We start from the raw sequence: 19,008 nt of genomic DNA, 5'->3' as shown, positions 1-19,008 counted from the left end.
GCACCATCCGCAACCAGTACCCGACGGATATCCCGAAAAGGAGGACAGCGATGAGCGCCGTAGATGCACCCGCGGGCCGCCCGGCCGCCCCCCCAGTGAAAAAGACGATGCTGCGCCGTTTGCTCAGCCATCATGAAATCGCGACGCTGCTCGTGCTGCTGCACGCACCGATCGGCGCGAACGCCAAACCCGAATTGCCCGCGCTGCAGGAAGCCGGCCTCGTCGAGATGATCAAGCTCGATGCCGACACGGCGCCGAGCTTCCGGCTGACCGAAGACGGCACGGCCGTCCTGAAAGGGCTCGGCTACCGCTGAGCCGCCGCACGCCGAATCCCGTCTCGCCCCTTCAGATCCGCCGGCCCGGCCGGCGCGTCACTTCACCCTGCCCGGTCCTGCAGCATCAGCCGGTATTCCGTCGGCGTCACGCCGACCGTCGCCTTGAACTGGCGCGTGAACGCGCTGTGATCCGTATATCCGCATAGCGCCGCGACGTCGGTCACCTTGTCGTGCGTGACCAGCAGCGCCGTGGCCGCATCGAGCCGCGTCTTCAGCAGCACCTGGCGCGGCGTCAGGTGAAACACCTTGTGGAAGTAGCGCTCCAGCTGCGCGACCGACATCCCCGCCATCTGCGCGAGCTGCTTCAGGTTCAGCGGCTGCACGTAGTGATCCTGGATGTGCTGCACCACGTCGGCGAGCTTGCTGTAGGCTGGATGCGAGCCCTCGTGCGCCTTCAGGTCGCGCGAGATGCCCGCGAGGCCGACCACCTTGCCGGCCGCGTCGCGCAGCGGCTCCTTGCAGGTCAGGCACCAGCCCGGCTGGCGGCCCGGATACAGATGCAGCTCGAGCTGGTCCATCAGCTGCTGGCCCGCGGTGATCGTCGCCATGTCCTGCTCGAAATAGGTCTTGCCGAAGCGGCGCGGAAACACTTCGTCGGTCGTCTTGCCGAGCAGGTCGCGCTTGTCCTTGTAGCCGCAGCGCATCGCCAGCGTGCGGTTGACGAGCGCATAGCGCCCGTTCGCGTCCTTCACGAAGAACGCGACGTCGGGCAGCGCATCGAACACCGGCTCGAGCAGGCGGAAGTGCGCGAGCATCGCGCCGAGATCGGCGTTGTCGGGCTGGTAGCGCAACGTATCGGACAGGCTCATGGGCGGTGCGGCAAGCAAGGTCGTCATCCCGGCATCTGCGAAGGGGGTGGCTGATGGCGTCGATTATAGGAGCGCCGTCTCGAACGCGTCGTGGCGATCGGGCGGCCCGGCGAATGGCGGCAAGCGCAACCCGCCGTCGCTCGGCACCGATCGGGCGATTCGCATGGGCCGGCAAGCACGTCATGCGCCGTGCGGTTGTGCGCGCAACCACTGCGCCGCACGCACGTCCGGCGGGCACGATTTCGCATCGGCAGGTTGCCTGGCGTCGCGCACGGCCGGCGCTGCCGACGCTATCGGCTCACCCCGCCGGCGCCGAGACTACGCGCGCCCGAACCCGCCATCCTAAAAATGCCGGCGTGTCGCGTCTTGGCGCGTTTGCGCACTCGTCATGACGATTTCAGCATATATCAGGGTTATCGACGATATGCCGAAATCGTCGCCGCCCGCGCTCCGAACGCGCAAGACGCGCGCATTTTCGCTACCTAGACTTCGATCAACGGTTACGAGACGACATCCCGCCGCCGCCGCGCACGCCGATTCCGGCACAACCCGCGCAGCGCATGGCACACCCCGCACGGCTTTCGGAAAGGCCTGCAACCCGATACGTCTCGCCCGGTTTACCGCGCCGGCCAGCTGGCCGGCGGCGGCCCAACCATGCCATCAAGGGGAAGTGAAAGTGAAGCTGAAGGTATCGCACGTCGCGCTGGCTGCTGCCTGCGCACTGTCGGGCGCACACGCCATCGCCGCCGACGTCGTCAAGATCGGTTTCGCCGCACCGCTGACGGGGCCGCAGTCGAACTACGGCTCGGACATGCAGAAGGGCGTGCAACTCGCGATCGCCGATTTCAACGCGACGAATCCGACGATCGGCGGCAAGCCGGTCACGTTCCAGCTCGACTCGCAGGACGACCAGGCCGACCCGCGCACCGGCACGACGGTCGCGCAGCGGCTGATCGACGACAACGTCCGCGGGGTCATCGGCCACTTCAACTCGGGCACGAGCATTCCGGCGTCCGACCTGTACGATCGCGCGGGGCTGCCGCAGATCTCGATGGCGACGTCGCCGCAATACACGGCGCGCGGCTACAAGACGACCTACCGGCTGCTGACGAGCGATGCACAGGCCGGCCGCATCGTCGGCACGTATGCGGTGAAGACGCTGCACTTCAAGCGCATCGCGATCATCGACGACCGCACGGCCTACGGCCAGGGCATCGCCGACGAATTCGCGAAGGCCGTGCAGGCCGCGGGCGGCACGATCGTCAAGCGCGACTTCACGAACGACAAGGCGCTCGACTTCTCCGCGATCCTGACCAACCTGAAGGGCATCAACCCGGACGCGATCTTCTACGGCGGCGGCGATGCGCAGTCGTCGCCGATGATCCGCAAGATGCGCCAGCTCGGGATGAAGTCCGCCTTCGTGACCGGCGAGATGTCGCGCTCGCCGACGTTCCTGAAGGTCGGCGGCGACGCGGCCGAAGGCGCGATCGTCTACATGGGCGGGCTGCCGAAGGAAAAGATGCCGGGCTTCGCCGGCTACGCATCGCGCTACAAGGCACGCTTCAACGAAGACGTGATCACCTATTCGCCCTACTCGTACGACGGCACGATCGCGCTGCTCACCGCGATGAAGGACGCGAACTCGACCGACCCGAAGGTCTATACGCCGTATCTCGGCAAGGTGTCGATCAAGGGCGTGTCGGCCCCGAGCATCGCGTACGACGCGAAGGGCGACCTGAAGGATGCGCCGGTGACGATCTACAAGGTCGAGCACGGCGCGTTCAAGCCGGTCGACACGATCGCCGGCAACTGATCGCGCAGACCCTGTCACACGCGGCGCGGCAAGCGGTGCTCCCGCCTGCCGCGCCGCGTGCGTTTCGGGCTCGACGAAGTTCGAAGCATGCCTCGGCGCGGCCCCGCGCGCGCGCATTTCGCGCTCCTGTAGAATCCCCCCACCCGCTTTGACGCTTCGTCTGCGTCGTGCCCCATCCCGGTGCGACGGTGCGTGTCACATGCCCCATCCGGCATTCGACGCACGCTCGACGACGCAGGCCGCGCCTTGCCAGTCCATGCCGATAGCGGGTTCTGGAGACGCAGCACCGACAACTACATTCGAAAACCGATCGTCCTGACCATGCAAGCTTCCGAATTGAGCGGCGTGCCTCGCGCCGCCGAACGCGCGCTCACGCGCAGCGACTACAAGACCCTTGGCCTTGCCGCACTCGGCGGCGCCCTCGAGTTCTACGACTTCATCATCTTCGTGTTCTTCGCACCCGCGATCGGGCAGCTGTTCTTCCCGCACGACATTCCCGACTGGCTGCGCCAGTTGCAGACGTTCGGCATCTTCGCGGCCGGCTATCTCGCGCGCCCGCTCGGCGGCGTGATCATGGCGCACTTCGGCGACCTGTTCGGCCGCAAGCGGATGTTTACGCTGAGCGTGCTGATGATGTCGGTGCCGACGCTGCTGATGGGCCTGCTGCCGACCTACGACTCGATCGGCATCCTCGCGCCGGTGTTGCTGCTGCTGTTCCGCGTGCTGCAGGGCGCGGCGGTCGGCGGCGAAGTGCCGGGCGCATGGGTGTTCGTGTCGGAGCACGTGCCGTCGCGCCACATCGGCTACGCGTGCGGCACGCTGACCGCGGGCCTTACGGCCGGCATCCTGCTCGGCTCGCTGGTCGCCGCGGGCATCAACAGCCGTTACTCGGGCGCCGAAGTCACCGCATTCGCGTGGCGCATTCCGTTCCTGCTCGGCGGCGTGTTCGGCCTGTTCTCCGTGTACCTGCGCCGCTGGCTGCACGAGACGCCGGTGTTCGCCGAGATGAAGGCGAAGAAGGCGCTCGCGGCCGAGATTCCGCTGAAGGCCGTGCTGCGCGACCACGGCCGCGCGGTGATCGTGTCGATGCTGCTCACGTGGATGCTGTCCGCGGCGATCGTCGTCGTGATCCTGATGACACCCGCGCTGCTGCAGAAGCAGTTTCACCTGACGCCCGCGACCACGCTGTTCGCGAACAGCGTCGCGACGCTGTGCCTGACGGCCGGCTGCATCACCGCCGGCTCGCTCGCGGGCTGGATCGGCGCGAAGCGCGTGCTCGGCATTGGCGGCCTCGTGCTGGCCGCGTGCTATTACCTGCTGTTCGCGCAGGTCGCGGCCGACGCGTCGACGCTGCCGCTGTACTACGGGATCGCCGGCTTCATGGTCGGCACGATCGGCGCGGTGCCGTTCGTGATGGTCAAGAGCTTCCCGCCCGTCGTGCGCTTCTCGGGCATCTCGTTCTCGTACAACGTCGCGTATGCGATCTTCGGCGGCCTCACGCCGGTGATCGTGTCGCTGATGATGAAGTCGAATCCGCTCGCGCCGGTCGTGTACGTCGCGGCGATCTGCGTGCTCGGCGCGATCGCCGTGCAGTTCTCGAAGGATGCGAAGGACCCGAAGGACACGCGCTGAACGTCGGCGCGCACGCGCCCGCTGGATGAACAAAGGGCCGAATCCCGCGGCGTGCGGGATTCGGCCCTTTTGTTTGGGCTTCAGCGCGGCGACGTGCGCGCGTCGCGCCGTTCAACCGGGTTCAATTCAGCGCAGCGCGCCGTACGACGAACTCGGCCGGCGCAGCGCGTCGATGCTTGCGCCGCCGGCGCCGGTCACGAACAGCAGCAGGAAACCGCCGGCGATCGCGACGTTCTTCCAGAAGTGGATCACCATGTCGTGCTGGACCGCGGCGTCCGTCGCGTCCCAGAAATTGTGTCCGACCATCGCGGTCGCGATCGTATAGAACGCCATCAGCAACGCGAGCGGCTTCACCTTGTAGCCGACGATCAGCAGCAGCCCGCCGAGCGCTTCGATCGTGACGACGACCGGCCCCGTCACCTGCGGATAGGGCACGTTCAGCCCGTGCAGATAGCCGATGAAATCGCTGTAGCCGAGCAGCTTCATCACGCCGCCCCACAAGAACAACGCCGCCAGCGCCAGGCGCGCGAAAAAAATGACGCCGGAATCGACGGAACGCGTCATGCCTCTCTCCTCGTATGCAATTCGGCCGTCCGCACGAGGCGTGCCCGTGCGGTTCGGGGTCGCGCGGCCCTGCCGGGCCGGCGGCAAATGGGCCAGCATAGAGGGTCTTTCCGCGGTGTCCAAGAAAAAGGTTGTAGCAAATCTTTACACTGCGGCGGTCATTCACGCGCGGCGGCACCGCGAAACACGGTGTTCGGCCCTGGCGGATAGATAACGGAACAGGCCCTAACCGGCGTCGCTCAACAGCACGCCTTTCTTGAAGATGAAACAGCCGTAGCCGCGCGACTCGCCGGTGACGATCACCGCATACGCCTGCTGCGCGCGCTCGTAGAACGCGAAACGGTCGACGCCCGTGAGCGGCACCGCGCGCCCTTCCGCACGATCGATCTCGGCCTGCACTTCGCGCTGCACGGGCGGCACCGCGGCCGGATCGCCGACGACTTCCATCCGCCAAGCGGGTGTGTCGACGAACGTGTCGAGCGGCAGCACCGATAGCACCGCGCGCGCGACGCGCGCCGAGTCGGCGCCGTCGATGCGCAGCGCGCGGCCGACCACCGTGTGCTCGGCGACGGATTCCGCCGGAAAATTCGCATCGCAGATCACCACTTCATCGCCGTGGCCCATCGCGCGCAGCGCGTGCAGGATGTCGGCGTGCAACAGCGGATCGAGATTCTTCAACATGTGGGAAAGGCTCCGGGATCGGGAACGAATTGCATAACGTTACCCGATCCCGGCCGCCGCCGGGCATGCGTCGCTCGCATCACGACGCCGCGGCCGGCATTTCGTCGATGAAACCCGTGACCGACTTCAGGCGGCCCGACGCATCGACCGTGCCGAAGTCCGAACCTTTCACGACCGCCGCGCCGTCGGGCGACACGAGCGCCCACGAGAAGCGCAGGTGCTGGCCGAACCCGTCGACGTCGGTCGTGCGGCGAAAGCGATACGCGGGGAAACGCTCCTGCACCGCGGCGATCATCGTCTCGATGCCCGCATGGCCGTCGCCGGCCATCAGCGGATCGCGATAGGCCGCGTCGCTCGCGTAGGTCGCATCGATCAGCGCGCGCCGGCGTGCGGCGTCGGGTTCGTTCCAGGCATCGAAATAGCGGTCGATCAGGTCGGCGTGAGCCGACTGGGCGGTTTCGGCGGTGTTCATGGCGAGGCTCCTTGTGTCGATGGGGGGACGATGTCGCAAACGTTTCGTGTTCGCGTGCCACCATCGTCGCCGGCCTCGCGTGGGCGGTCGATTACGTGCGAGGTAAGGAATTCGTGCCGGCCGCGGAAAATACGCATGCGCCGAACCGCGAACCCGCCGCCACCATCAAAAACGGGCGCCCGAAGGCGCCCGCATCGCATCGTCTGCCGCCGTCGCGGCGCGCGTCAGGTCACCGGCGCCGGATTGAACAGCGTCAGCGCATTCGCGAGCTTCCATTGCTCGGCCCACGTGCGGCGCTTGCCGCTCGCGACGTCGAGCATCAGCCGGAACAGTTCCCAGCCCACGTCCTCGATCGACGCCGCGCCAGTGGCGATCTGCCCCGCGTCGAGATCCATCAGGTCGTGCCAGCGGCGCGCGAGATCGCTGCGCGTCGCGACCTTGATCACCGGCACCTGCGCAAGGCCGTACGGCGTGCCGCGCCCCGTCGTGAAAACGTGCAGGTTCATTCCCGCCGCGAGCTGCAGCGTGCCGCAGATGAAGTCGCTCGCGGGCGTCGCCGCGTACAGCAGCCCCTTCTGCCGCGCCCGGTCGCCGGGGCGCACGACGCCCGCGATCGGCGCGCTGCCCGACTTCACGATCGAGCCCATCGCCTTCTCGACGATGTTCGACAGGCCGCCCTTCTTGTTGCCGGGCGTCGTGTTCGCGCTGCGGTCGACGCGGCCGCGCTGCAGGTAGCGGTCGTACCAGTCCATCTCGCGGATGATCTCGCGGGCGACGTCCTCGTTCGCCGCGCGCGACGTGAGCTGCGCGACGCCGTCGCGCACTTCCGTCACCTCCGAGAACATGATCGTCGCGCCCGCCCGCACGAGCAGGTCGGCCGCGAAACCGACCGCCGGGTTCGCGGTGAGCCCCGAGAACGCGTCGCTGCCGCCGCACTGCACGCCGACGACGAGATCCGACGCCGGGCAGGTTTCGCGACGGCGGCGGTTCAGCCGCTCGAGATGCGATTCGGCCATCTTCATGATCGAGTCGATCATCGAGTTGAAGCCGACGTGCGCGGCGTCCTGCAGGCACACGACGCCGCCGTTTTCCGGCGCGCCGTCGGCCGCCACTGGAATCGAGCCCGGCGGCAGCAGGCGCTCGGGCTGCAGCTTCTCGCAGCCGAGGCTCACCGTCATCACCTCGCCGCCGAAGTTCGGATTCAGGCTGATGTTGCGCAGCGTGCGGATCGGAATGTCGGCATCGGGCGCATCGATCGCGACGCCGCAGCCGTATGTGTGCTCGAGCCCGACCACGTCGTCGACGTTCGGGTAACGCGGCAGCAGTTCGTCCTTGATCCGCTTCACCGCATGCTCGACGACGCCCGACACGCATTGCACGGTCGTCGTGATCGCGAGGATGTTGCGCGTGCCGACCGAGCCGTCGGCATTGCGGAAGCCCTCGAACGTATAGCCTTCGAGCGGCGCCAGCGGCGGCGCGGCACGCGTGGCGAGCGGCAGGTCGTCGAGCCCCGGCGGCTCGGGCATGCGCATCGTGCGCTCGTTGACCCAGCTGCCGCGGCGCAGCTCGACGAGCGCGTAGCCGATCACGACGTTGTAGCGGACGATCGGATCGCCGGCCGCGAGGTCGACCAGCGCGACCTTGTGCCCTTGCGGCACGCCTTCGCGCAGCGTCAGGCCGTCGGCGAACGTCGCGCCCTCGGGCAGGCCGCCGTCGTTGACGACGATCGCGACGTTGTCGTCCGGATGCACGCGGATATAAAGCGGGGAAGCAGTCATCGGAATTCCTGGGAGGCTACCGGTCAAATCGTTAGTCATCATATGACATTCGACACCAAGCCGCGATGCTGCGTAAACCCTTATCCGGAAAGACCCTATCTCTCGCCGGCCGGCAAACCGCTTGCGCCGCGCTTTTCCGCGTTGTACGATGACATACAACGACATCGCCAATATGGCCCGGATGCCGTACCCGACGAACCCATCAGCACTCGCGCTGGACGGACGACCCAACCATGACTTCACCGCAAGAACTCAAACAGATCATCTCCCACGGCCTGCTGTCGTTTCCGCTGACGGATTTCGACGCGGACGGCAGCTTCCGCCCGGCCACCTATGCCGAGCGTCTGGAATGGCTGGCGCCGTATGGCGCGACCGCGCTGTTCGCGGCCGGCGGCACCGGTGAATTCTTCTCGCTCACGCAGCGCGAGTATTCGGACGTGATCCGTGTCGCGACGGAAACCTGCAAGGGCAAGGTACCGATCCTGGCCGGCGCCGGCGGCGCGACGCGCGTCGCGATCGAATACGCGCAGGAAGCCGAGCGCCTCGGCGCGAGCGGCGTGCTGCTGATGCCGCACTACCTGACCGAAGCCAGCCAGGAAGGCATCGCCGAGCACGTCGAGCAGGTGTGCCGCGCGCTGAAGATCGGCGTCGTGGTGTACAACCGCGCGAATTCGAAGCTGAATGCCGACATGCTCGAGCGCCTCGCCGATCGTTGCCCGAACCTGATCGGCTTCAAGGACGGCGTCGGCGAAATCGAGAGCATGGTCACGATCCGCCGCCGCCTCGGCGACCGCTTCGCGTACCTCGGCGGCCTGCCGACGGCCGAAGTCTACGCGGCCGCGTACAAGGCGCTCGGCGTGCCGGTGTACTCGTCGGCCGTGTTCAACTTCATCCCGAAGACGGCGATGGAATTCTACGAAGCGATCGCGAAGGACGACCACGCAACGGTCGGCCGCCTGCTCGACGAGTTCTTCCTGCCGTACCTGAAGATCCGCAACCGTCGCGCGGGCTACGCGGTCAGCATCGTGAAGGCGGGCGCGAAGCTCGTCGGCCACGACGCCGGCCCGGTGCGCGCGCCGCTCGTCGACCTCACCGACGCCGAAATGGCCGAACTCGACGTGCTGATCAAGAAGATGGGGGCGCAGTAAGCGGCAGGCTGACCAACGGCACGCGATCCGGTGCGTGCCGGCCCGCGCGGGACCGGCGGTTCCGCCCGGCGCCTCCCTTTCGACGGCCGCCCCGTGCTTCGCGGGCCGGCCGTTTTCATTACATCTGTGCGATGGTTCCGACGATCCGGTAGCGCAGGCTGCCGAGCCTGAGACGGGTCGCGGCGATATCGGTGCCGGCCGCCGACCGCCGGAAGCGCGTGTTCGGATCGTCGGCGAGAATCTGATCCAGCACGTCGGGATCCACGACCACATCGAAAAACCGGCCGAGCGTGAGCGTCGCATACTGTTTCGCGGTCGCGAGCTGGCTGTTGGCCTGCATCAGCGCCTCGGTGCGCAGGCCCGGATCGCGTTCATCGATGCTGCGGCGATGCTTCAGCGCAAACACCAGCGCCTCCATGTCCAGCCGGAACCGCTTGACGGCCTGGCCGAACCTGAGCGAATGCGGATCGGCGCCGGTGACGGGCCGCCCCTGATTGATCGTCACGTCGAATTCACTGCCGCCCAGGTCGCGCTGCAATTCGAACAGCGCATTGGCCAGCACGCGCCCTTCGCTGGTCTCGCCGATCTGGGTGCGCACCGATTTCGCGACGTCGCCGATCGCTTTCCACAATCCGGCCGCGAACAGGTGGTCGCCACGCTTGCTGATATTCATCGGAGGGCTCCTTGTTGGTTTTTGTCGGTCTCTCAGGCTCGCCTGCGGACCGGCGGGTCCGAGGCCTCGCTAATGTAGGAGAAATTCCGGCGGCGTGGAAGCCGCCATCCATCTCGTCAAGGCGGCGCATCATGAGAAGCATCATTCGATGCCCCCCGCTCTCTAATCGAGCAAAACCGGCCCTCCATCAAAAAGGCGGCGGGGTACCCGTGGGCACCGTGCGCCGCCTTGTTTCAACCTTGCCGGAACGCGCCCCTCCCGGGACGCGGCCTTCAGTCGTCCTGTGCCGTCACTCCGCCTTCCCGTCCCGCAGCCGCGGAATGTCGAGCGGATTGCTTTCCTGCAGCCCTTCGGGCAGCAGGTCGTCCGGGAAGTCCTGGTAGCACACGGGCCGCAGGAAACGGTCGATCGCGGTCGCGCCGACCGACGTGACGGCCGGGTTCGACGTCGCCGGGAACGGCCCGCCGTGCACCATCGCATCGCACACCTCGACGCCGGTCGGGTAGCCGTTGACGAGCAGGCGCCCGGCCTTGCGTTCGAAGATCGGCAGCAGGCGGCGCGCGAGCGGCTTGTCGTCAGTGTCCAGTTGCAGCGTGGCCGTCAGCTGGCCCTCGAGTGCGTCGAGCACGCGCGCGACTTCGTCGAGATCGCGGCAGCGCACGATCAGCGACGCCGGCCCGAACACCTCGTGGCCGAACGCCGGTTCGGCCAGGAACGCCTGCGCGGCGACTTCGTACAGCGCGCCGCCTGCCTGGCATTCGGTCTGCGCCGCCTCGCCCGCGCCGATTTCGCGCACGCCCGGCAGTTCGGCCAGCTTGCCGCGGCCGCTGCGATACGCGTCGGCGATGCCGCGCGTCAGCATCACGCCGGCCGGCTTCTTCGCGAGCGCCTGTGCGGCGACGGACTCGAAGCGATCGAGATCGGGGCCGTCGACCGCCAGCACGAGACCCGGGTTCGTGCAGAACTGGCCGGTGCCGAGCGTCAGCGAATCGACGAAGCCGGTCGCGATCGCGTCGCCGCGCGCGGCCAGCGCGGCCGGAAACAGCACGACCGGGTTGATGCTGCTCATTTCCGCATAGACGGGAATCGGTTGCGGGCGCGCGTTCGCGAGCTGCACGAGCGCCATGCCGCCCTGCCGCGACCCGGTGAAGCCGACGGCCTGGATCGCCGGATGGCTGACGAGCGCCGCGCCGATCACGCGGCCGGGGCCGATCAGCAGCGAGAACACGCCGGCCGGCATCCCGCATTTCGCCACCGCCGCGCGGATCGCGCGGCCGACCAGCTCGGACGTGCCGAGGTGCGCCTCATGGGCCTTCACGATCACCGGGCAGCCGGCCGCGAGTGCCGACGCGGTATCGCCGCCGGCCACCGAGAACGCGAGCGGGAAGTTGCTCGCGCCGAACACGGCGACGGGCCCGAGCCCGACCTTCTGCAACCGCAGGTCCGAGCGCGGCAGCGGCGTGCGCGCGGGCTGCGCGGGATCGATCGACGCGGCGAGGAAGCGCCCGTCGCGCACGACGCGCGCGAACAGCCGGAGCTGGCCGACGGTGCGGCCGCGCTCGCCCTGCAGCCGCGCGACGGGCAGGCCCGTTTCGGCGTGCGCGCGTTCGACCAGCGCGTCGCCGAGTGCGACGATTTCGTCGGCGATCGCCTCGAGAAACGCCGCGCGGGCCGCGAGCGGCTGCGTGCGATACGCGTCGAAGGCGTCGCGCGCGAGTTCGCACGCGCGCTCGACATCGGCCTGCGTCGCGACGCCGAAGGCCGGCGCATCGATCGGCGCGCCCTTCGTCGGGTCGAACGCGCGCAGGGTACCGGCCGAGCCGGCCACCGCGTCGGCGCCGATCAGCATCTCTCCAGTCAGTTGCATGGGTGTGCTCCGTGGTTCGGGAATGGTTCGCTCATTGTAGCCCAACAGATATGATGTCTGCTGACGACATGGCGATATCCCCGTCGCGCCACAGTTACTCGACCGCAGGCCACAAACCCTTATCCATTCGGCACAAGCAGGAAATTCTTGCCTCTCCTTCGGCCGTCCGAAGGGAAAACCCGAGGTGTGCGCACGCCCTCGTTGCAGGTAAGTTTTGGCTCATGTCATACGACGACATATATTAAGCATTCAGTCGGCGCACCTCTAGAGATCTTCCGATCAAACTCGCCGGCAGCGCGCGTGCCGCACCGCCGTGCGCTACTGGATCCGGGCGCCGCTGTCCGTCGTCACGACGCTCAACGATGCGGACCGCACGACGCCGTCGGTCACCGGCATGCCGATCCGCAAGGCGTTCGGCATGATCCGGTGACGACGGGCCGGATCTTCCCGGCGCTCAGCCGGGCGTACGTGCTCGCGCAACTGCCGAGCGGCCGGTTCCCCGATTCGTCGATCGAGTTGCCCATCGGGCGCAGGCAGCGGGCAGCATCGGCGCTGCACACCGATCCGGAATGCTTACCTCGCAGGTAATGCCCGGCGCGCGCGGGATTGCCTATCATCTTCGTCATGAACTCGACCGCCACCCTCCAATCGCTGCCCCCGTCCGCCGGCCGCGCGTCCGGCATCGGCTCGCTGCTGCGCACCTGGCGTCAACGCCGCCGCCTGAGCCAGATGGCGCTCGCGCTGGAGGCCGAGGTGTCCGCGCGGCACCTGAGCTTCGTCGAATCGGGGCGCGCGCAGCCGAGCCGGGAGATGGTGCTGCATCTCGCCGAGCGCCTCGACGTGCCGCTGCGCGAGCGCAATGCGCTGCTCGTCGCGGCCGGCTATGCGCCGCTGTTTCGCGAGCGGCCGTTCTCCGATCCGCAGCTCGATGCGGCGCGCCAGGCGGTCGAAGCTGTGCTGCGCGGCCACGAGCCCTACCCGGCGCTCGCCGTGGATCGCCACTGGACGCTGCTCGCCGCGAACCGGATGCTCGGCGCGCTGGTCGCGCAGGCCGATCCGGCGCTCCTGCGGCCGCCCGTCAACGTGTTGCGGCTGAGCCTGCATCCCGACGGCCTCGCGCCGCGGATCGTCAACTGGCACGAGTGGCGCGCGCATATCCTGCACCGGCTGCAACGGCAGATCGACGCGAGCGGCGACCGCACGCTGCATGCGCTGCGCGACGAACTCGCGAACTATCCGGCACCGGCCGGCCAGCCCGCCGACACGCAGGCACGCGCCGACTACGCGGACATCGCGGTGCCGCTGCGGCTACGCACGGCAGCCGGCGAACTGACGTTCTTCAGCACGACGACGGTGTTCGGCACGCCGGTCGACGTCACGCTGTCGGAACTCGCGATCGAGGCGTTTTTCCCGGCGAATCCGGAGACGGCGGACGCGATGCGCGCGCTGGCGGACGCGTTGCCGGCGCAGTGAGCATCGTCAACGACGCTCGAACGCCAGCTTCACGCCCAACCCGAGCAGGACCGCGCCGCTCGCCCGGTGCATGCGGGTCAGGATGCGCGGATTGCGCCGGATCGACGTCGACAGCAGGCCGGCGAACAGCGCGACCGGCCCCTTGACGAGAAACGTCAGGCCGGCAAACGTCGTGCCGAGCACGAACAGCGACAGCATCGGATGCGCGGCGCCCGCGGGGACGAACTGCGGCAGGCACGCGAGATAGAACAGCGCGACCTTCGGATTCGACACGTTGGACAGCGCGCCTTGCGCGAAGCGCATCAAGCAGACGGTGCGTCTGCCGATCCAGGCAGGACGCTACGTATAAAGCGACGCCAGCGGCAGTTCCCCCGTCAGCGCGAACCGGCCGACGTCGCGCAGCCGATAGTCGAGCGGATCGTGCAGCGTATGCGTGCGCGCGTTGCGCCAGAAGCGGTCGAGGCCGAGCGACGCAGCCGTTGCACGTGCGCCGCACGTGTCGAACAGCGCCTCGCCGTTCTCGAGCGCCGCGCGCTGCGCGACGATCTTCGCATCCGACACCGCGAGTGCCACCTCGGCCCGTTCGTCGGCCGTCAGCGCGTCATGCCGCGACCATGCGCGCTGCAACGCGACGGCCGCGCGGTCGGCGAGCGCCGCCGCCGCGACCGCCTGCACGCGCATGTCGCCGAAGCGCTGCAGCGTATAGGGATCGTCGCTCGCCTGCGCGACACCCGCGTTGATCCACGGCCGGCCGTGCTTCAGCACGTAGTCGCGCGCCTCGGCCAGCGCGCCTTCCGCGAGCCCGACGAACAGATTCGTCAGCACGAGCTGCGACACCAGCGTGCGCAGCGTCGCGCGTGGCGTCGGCGGTGTCTCGGAGCGGTGCAGCACCTCGTCCGGCGCGAGCGTCACACCGTCGAAGCGCACGCTGCCGCTGTCGGTCTGGCGCTGGCCGATCGGATCCCAGTCCTCGTTGACCGTGATCCCGTCACGATCGGTCGGCACCACGCCGAACACGGCGCGGCCCGTTTCCGGATCGTGCGCGGACACGGTCATCCGCTGCGAGCCGCGCGTGCCCGAACAGAAGCCCTTCACGCCGTCGAGCCGGTAGCCGCCGTCCGGCGTGGCGGTCGCCGCGAGCCGCGTGTCGAGCGGATTGACCGCATTGCCCCACCACCAGCGATGCTCGACCGTGCCGCGCAGATAGCGTTCGCGCTGCGCCGCGCTGCCCCACACGTCGACGCTCACCACCTGCAGGATCTGGAACCCGACCAGATGCGCGAGCGCGCTGTCGACGCGCGCGATCCGCCGGATCGTGTCGTAGATCGCCGGCCACTCGGCTTCCTGTCCGCCGAATTCGCGCGGCACCGCGAGCGTCAGCAGGCCCGCGTCGGCGAGCCGCTGCTTCTCATCGGCCGCGTGACCGCCCGCGCGGTCGCGCTCGGCAGCCGTCGCACGCAGCGCGTCGATCGCACGCGCCAGCGCATCGGCGTCGAGCGCGCATGCGTCGGTTTCCGGCGCCAGCGTCGCCGGGCCGCGGGGATCGTTCATGCGACGGCTTCCTGTGCAACGGTTTCGTGCGCAACGATTCCGCCCGACAACGGCACCAAGGCGCCGAGCCGGCGGCCGGTCAGCCGCGACAGGATCTCGCGCCGCCAGTCGTCGTAGATCGCGCGGTATTCGGCGATATCCGCACCGAACACGTGCGCGGTTTGCGCGTATTCGTCATGCAGATAACCGTCGAGCCGCGCCTGGGTTTCCTCGTCGGCCGCGATCACGCGGTCGACCAGCGCGTCGCGCTCGGCGGGCGGCAGCGCGTTCAACGTGTCGAACCACCACTGGACGATCTGCACGCGATGCCACTCCTCGTCCGGACGGATCCGGTTCTCGCCGTGCTCGCGCATCGCGCCGTCGGCGATGCGGCCGGTCTTGCGCTGGATCCACAGCTTCGCGAGGATGTGCAACTCGTAATGCCATTCGAACGCGAGAAAGCCCGCAACGTCGCGTACCGCGATGTCGCCGATGCGTTCCCAGTGCGCGGCGACGAGCCGCTCGACCTCCGGCAGCGGATCGCGGCCCGTCAGTTCGGTCACGCGCTCGCGCCCGATCACCGCGTGCGCGCCGTCGTCGCCGAGCTGGCGCGACAGGATCAGCTGGAAATGCGGGTCATCGCGAAACAGCGTGTCGATCGCCTTCGCGACGACCTGCACGATGAACAGGTCGTGCGACGCCATCTTCGTGTAGTAGTCGGCGACGGCGGCGAGCTCGTCCGCGCCGTGCGGCTCGCGCGGCGGCGTCGCCAGTTTGTCAGGGAAGCCGGGGCGATGGCGTCGTGCGACGTCCAGAAACAGGGCTTCCTCGAATTGTCCGTTCCATTCGCGCGGCGCGCCGATGGGCAAGGTCATGGGTATCGTTCTCTCAGGGTCTCAATGAAAAGAGCCGGCGCTCGTGGCGCCGCTCAGGTACGCCGGGTCACGCGTCGGACCAGGCGGTCGCCCGTGATTTGCACGGCCGAAACGAGTGCGATCAGGATCACGATCACGGTCACCATGACGGTGGTGTCGAAACGCTGATAGCCATAACGGATCGCGAGATCGCCGAGCCCGCCCGCGCCGACTGCGCCCGCCATCGCGGTCGAGCCGATCAGCGCGACGACGGTGATCGTGAAACCGCCGAGCATGCCGGGCAACGCCTCCGGCAACAGCACGTGCCACACGATGTGGCGGCGTTTCGCGCCCATCGCGAGCGCGGCCTCGATCAGCCCGCAATCGACTTCGCGCAGGCTCACTTCCGCAATCCGCGCGAAGAATGGAATCGCCGCGATCGACAGCGGCACGACGGCCGCCCACACGCCGATCGTCGTGCCGATCAGCACGCGCGTGAACGGCAGGAGCGCGACGAGCAGGATGATGAACGGTGTCGAGCGGAACACGTTGACGAGCGCGCCGAGCACCGCGTTCAGGCCACGCCGCGCGTAAATGCCGCCGGGCGCGGTCGTCACCAGGATCACCGCGAGCGGGATGCCGATCAGCGCGGCGATCGCGGCCGACGCGGCGACCATCGACAGCGTGTCGCGGATCGCGTCGAGCAGTTCGGGCCACCAGAGTTCAAACATAGCCGAGCACCTCCGCATGATTCGCGTGGCGGCGCGCGCGCTCGAGCAACGCGGCGACCGCGCCGCCGCGTGCCGGCGGGTGGCCGGCGTCGTCCGCGCGCGGCGACGCCGCGATCACGAGGCGCCCCTGCGCATGCCCCTGAATGCGCTCGATCCCGCCGTGCAGGAAGCGCACCGAGCCGCCGAGCGCCGCCGCGAGCGCGCCGACGTCCGGCTCGCCGCTGCTTTCGCCCGTATAACGGACGTCCAGCACGACTTGCGCGCCGTCGGGCAGCGCGGCCAGCTCGGGCAACGGCTGCACGCGCGCGGCGAGTTCGGCCGGCAGGTCGTGCACGAGCGTGCTGAGCAGGGCACGCGTCGCGCCGTGGCGCGGATCGCCGAACACGCGCCACACCGGGCCCGTTTCGACGACCTCGCCCTGTTCGATCACCGCGACCGTGTCGCACACCGCGCGGATCACTTCCATCTCGTGCGTGATCAGCACGATCGTCAGTCCGAGGCGGCGGTTGATGTCGGCGAGCAGCGCGAGGATCGATTGCGTCGTCTCGGGGTCGAGCGCCGACGTGGCCTCGTCGCACAGCAGCACTTCCGGGTCGTGCACCAGCGCCCGCGCGATGCCGACGCGCTGCTTCTGGCCGCCCGACAGGCTCGCCGGATACGCGTCGCGTTTCGCGGCCAGCCCGACGAGATCGAGCAGCGCCTCGGCCTTGCGCGTGCGCTCGGCCTTCGGCACGCCGGCGATCTTCAGCGGCAGCGCGACGTTCTCGAACACCGTCTTCGCCGACAGCAGGTTGAAATGCTGGAACACCATGCCGGTGCGACGCCGCAGCGCGACGAGCCCGTCCTCGTCGAGCGTGCCGACGTCGACGCCCTGCACGCGCACGCTGCCCGAACTCGGACGTTCGAGGCCGTTCACGAGCCGCAGCAGCGTCGACTTGCCGGCACCGCTGCGGCCGATGATGCCGAACACCTCGCCGCGCCGCACGTCGAGCGTCACGTCGCGCAGCGCGGCGGCCTGGCCGCGCGGCGTCGCGAACACCTTGCCGACGTGTGCGAACGACACGGCGGCGGCGCCGTCGGCCCGCGCGGCCGCTGCGTTACGCGAATCATGCGCGTCATGCACCTCATGCACGTCCGCACCCGCACCGGCGCGCACGGCCGATGCCTCGATGAAACCCAGCGTGTCGAACAATTGCGTCATCGCTTCGCTCCGTCACGTTCATGCATGCGCGGGATGCCCGGGTTCGGGCGCCGGCACGGCGGCCGGCCGGTGCTGCGCGCCCGTGTGCCACGCGGGCAGCCGCGCGCCGGCGCCGAACAGCTTCTCGCGCAGCGTCGGCGCGGGATCGTAGTCTTCCTTGTAGATGCCGCGGTTCTGCAGCTCGGGCACGACCCAGTCGACGAAATCCTCGAACGACTCGGGCATCACGGTGCGCGTCAGGTTGAAACCGTCGATGCCCGTTTCGTCGATCCACGACTGCAGTTCGTCCGCGACTTGCGACGGCGAGCCGACGATCGGCGCATAGCGGCCGCCGAGCGACATCTGTTCGAGCATCCGGCGCACGGTCCACGTGCCGGTCGTGCTCTTGCGCGAGATCGCGTCGACGGCCGACTGGATCGAGTCGGTCTTCACGTACGAAATCGGCTCGTCGAGGCCGTACTTCGCGAAATCGATGCCGGTCGAGCTCGCGAAATGCGCGAGGCCGGCTTCCGGGCTCGCATAGCGCCGGTATTCGTCGAACTTCTCGCGCGCGAGCCGCTCGGTTTCGGCGGTCACGACGCTCACGCCCGCGAAAATCTTGATCGATGCGGGATCGCGCCCCTGCCGCGCGGCGGCTGCGCGAATATCCAGCGCCGCCGCGCGCGCCGCGGCCTTGCTCTGCCCGTTCACGAACACGCACTCCGCATGCCGCCCCGCGAACTCGACGCCGCGCGCGGACGAGCCGGCCTGGTACAGCACCGGCGTGCGCTGCAGCGACGGCTCGCTCAGGTGGATCGCGTCGACCGAATAGAACGGCCCGTCGTGCTTCACGCGCCGCACCTTGCCAGGCTGCGCGAACACGCGCGCCTGCGTGTCGCGGATCACCGCGTCGTCGTCCCAGCTCTGTTCCCACAGCTTGTAGACGACGTCCATGTAGTCGTCCGCGCGTTCGTAGCGGTCGTCGTGGCCGATCTGCTGTGCGAGGCCCATCCCGCGCGCGGCGCTGTCGAGATAGCCGGTCACGATGTTCCAGCCGATGCGCCCCTTCGTCAGGTGATCGAGCGTCGACATGCGGCGCGCGAACAGGTAAGGCGGCTCGTAGGTCAGGTTCGCGGTCACGCCGAAGCCGAGATGTTGCGTGACCTGCGCCATCGCGGGCACGAGCAGCAGCGGATCGTTGACGGGCACCTGCACCGATTCGCGCAGCGCGGCGTCCGGGCCGCCGCCGAACACGTCGTACACGCCGACGATGTCCGCGAGAAAGATCCCGTCGAACTTGCCGCGTTCGAGCGTCCTCGCGAGATCGGCCCAGTAGTCCAGATCGGTGTAGTGCGCGGAGCGGTCGCGCGGATGCGTCCACAACCCGTGGTTGATGTGCCCGACGCAGTTCATGTTGAACGCGTTGAGCAGGATCTTCTTGCGGTTCGCCGTCGTCATGTCGCCTCCG

The 19,008-nt window shown here is 68.5% G+C and carries 17 protein-coding genes and 2 pseudogenes; 6 read left to right on the top strand and 13 right to left on the bottom strand.

Going from position 1 to position 19,008, the window contains the following annotated elements:
• Nucleotides 1–50: 50 nt before the first annotated feature.
• Nucleotides 51–314: a hypothetical protein gene (locus DIE04_RS28385; RefSeq protein ID WP_059528378.1), complete on the top strand. Its 264-nt coding sequence runs from the start codon at nt 51–53 to the stop codon at nt 312–314.
• A 62-nt stretch (nt 315–376) separates the two neighbouring features.
• Here DIE04_RS28385 and DIE04_RS28380 read toward each other — a convergent pair whose 3' ends face one another.
• Entirely contained in the window at nt 377–1,171 is a 795-nt protein-coding gene (locus DIE04_RS28380; RefSeq protein WP_044845733.1) for an AraC family transcriptional regulator, read from the bottom strand.
• A gap of 649 nt (nt 1,172–1,820) precedes the next feature.
• Between DIE04_RS28380 and DIE04_RS28370 the strand changes: the two genes are divergently transcribed.
• Complete coding sequence (locus DIE04_RS28370; RefSeq protein ID WP_044845855.1) at nt 1,821–2,957, top strand: branched-chain amino acid ABC transporter substrate-binding protein; 1,137 nt, start codon at nt 1,821–1,823, stop codon at nt 2,955–2,957.
• A 321-nt stretch (nt 2,958–3,278) separates the two neighbouring features.
• Nucleotides 3,279–4,589 (top strand): MFS transporter, encoded by a 1,311-nt coding sequence (locus tag DIE04_RS28365; RefSeq protein WP_044845735.1) that lies wholly within the window; start codon nt 3,279–3,281, stop codon nt 4,587–4,589.
• Nucleotides 4,590–4,715: 126 nt separating this feature from the next.
• On the opposite strand, the gene DIE04_RS28360 is transcribed toward DIE04_RS28365, so the two are convergent.
• From DIE04_RS28360 to garD, 4 genes are all read right to left on the bottom strand, one after another.
• Complete coding sequence (locus DIE04_RS28360) at nt 4,716–5,153, bottom strand: DoxX family protein (RefSeq protein WP_044845736.1); 438 nt, start codon at nt 5,151–5,153, stop codon at nt 4,716–4,718.
• A 225-nt stretch (nt 5,154–5,378) separates the two neighbouring features.
• Nucleotides 5,379–5,834 (bottom strand): RbsD/FucU family protein, encoded by a 456-nt coding sequence (locus DIE04_RS28355; protein ID WP_124524219.1) that lies wholly within the window; start codon nt 5,832–5,834, stop codon nt 5,379–5,381.
• 79 nt (nt 5,835–5,913) lie between these two features.
• Complete coding sequence (locus DIE04_RS28350) at nt 5,914–6,306, bottom strand: nuclear transport factor 2 family protein (protein WP_124489353.1); 393 nt, start codon at nt 6,304–6,306, stop codon at nt 5,914–5,916.
• A 224-nt stretch (nt 6,307–6,530) separates the two neighbouring features.
• Entirely contained in the window at nt 6,531–8,084 is a 1,554-nt protein-coding gene (garD, locus tag DIE04_RS28345) for a galactarate dehydratase (RefSeq protein ID WP_124489352.1), read from the bottom strand.
• Nucleotides 8,085–8,317: 233 nt separating this feature from the next.
• Between garD and kdgD the strand changes: the two genes are divergently transcribed.
• Entirely contained in the window at nt 8,318–9,232 is a 915-nt protein-coding gene (kdgD, locus tag DIE04_RS28340) for a 5-dehydro-4-deoxyglucarate dehydratase (RefSeq protein WP_124489351.1), read from the top strand.
• A gap of 118 nt (nt 9,233–9,350) precedes the next feature.
• Here the strand turns inward: kdgD and DIE04_RS28335 are convergent, their stop codons facing one another.
• Together DIE04_RS28335 and DIE04_RS28330 are read right to left on the bottom strand one after the other, a co-directional pair.
• Nucleotides 9,351–9,905, bottom strand: a complete 555-nt coding sequence (locus DIE04_RS28335) for a hypothetical protein (RefSeq protein WP_124489350.1) — start codon at nt 9,903–9,905, stop codon at nt 9,351–9,353.
• Between the two features lie 289 nt (nt 9,906–10,194).
• Entirely contained in the window at nt 10,195–11,772 is a 1,578-nt protein-coding gene (locus DIE04_RS28330) for an aldehyde dehydrogenase (NADP(+)) (protein ID WP_124489349.1), read from the bottom strand.
• 278 nt (nt 11,773–12,050) lie between these two features.
• On the opposite strand from DIE04_RS28330, the pseudogene DIE04_RS28325 reads away from it, so the two are divergent.
• Both DIE04_RS28325 and DIE04_RS28320 read left to right on the top strand, forming a co-directional pair.
• Nucleotides 12,051–12,264: pseudogene (locus tag DIE04_RS28325) on the top strand (MFS transporter); the annotation flags it as partial.
• Nucleotides 12,265–12,396: 132 nt separating this feature from the next.
• Nucleotides 12,397–13,245, top strand: coding sequence for a helix-turn-helix domain-containing protein (locus tag DIE04_RS28320; RefSeq protein ID WP_124489348.1), 849 nt, complete (start codon nt 12,397–12,399; stop codon nt 13,243–13,245).
• 6 nt (nt 13,246–13,251) lie between these two features.
• Here the strand turns inward: DIE04_RS28320 and DIE04_RS28315 are convergent.
• The 6 genes and pseudogenes from DIE04_RS28315 to DIE04_RS28290 all read right to left on the bottom strand — a co-directional run.
• Nucleotides 13,252–13,551: pseudogene (locus tag DIE04_RS28315) on the bottom strand (LysE family translocator); the annotation flags it as partial.
• Between the two features lie 33 nt (nt 13,552–13,584).
• Entirely contained in the window at nt 13,585–14,796 is a 1,212-nt protein-coding gene (locus DIE04_RS28310; protein ID WP_185500438.1) for an acyl-CoA dehydrogenase family protein, read from the bottom strand.
• The gene (locus DIE04_RS28305; protein WP_124489347.1) at nt 14,793–15,650 is read right to left on the bottom strand and encodes a hypothetical protein; all 858 of its coding nucleotides are present in this window, start codon (nt 15,648–15,650) and stop codon (nt 14,793–14,795) included. Before DIE04_RS28305 ends, DIE04_RS28310 begins: the two co-directional genes overlap by 4 nt.
• A gap of 53 nt (nt 15,651–15,703) precedes the next feature.
• On the bottom strand, nt 15,704–16,360 hold the full coding sequence (locus tag DIE04_RS28300) for a methionine ABC transporter permease (RefSeq protein WP_124489346.1): 657 nt from the start codon (nt 16,358–16,360) through the stop codon (nt 15,704–15,706).
• The gene (locus DIE04_RS28295) at nt 16,353–17,561 is read right to left on the bottom strand and encodes a methionine ABC transporter ATP-binding protein (protein ID WP_124489345.1); all 1,209 of its coding nucleotides are present in this window, start codon (nt 17,559–17,561) and stop codon (nt 16,353–16,355) included. The genes DIE04_RS28300 and DIE04_RS28295 overlap by 8 nt, the downstream gene beginning before the upstream one ends.
• Before the next feature lie 18 nt (nt 17,562–17,579).
• Nucleotides 17,580–18,998 (bottom strand): LLM class flavin-dependent oxidoreductase, encoded by a 1,419-nt coding sequence (locus DIE04_RS28290; protein WP_124489344.1) that lies wholly within the window; start codon nt 18,996–18,998, stop codon nt 17,580–17,582.
• Between the last annotated feature and the right edge of the window lie 10 nt (nt 18,999–19,008).

Origin of the sequence: Burkholderia sp. Bp8994, from assembly GCF_003853805.1 — a bacterium.
Lineage (GTDB): Bacteria > Pseudomonadota > Gammaproteobacteria > Burkholderiales > Burkholderiaceae > Burkholderia.
Note: the sequence above shows the minus strand (reverse complement) of the source record. Positions and strands in the feature narration are given on the sequence as shown.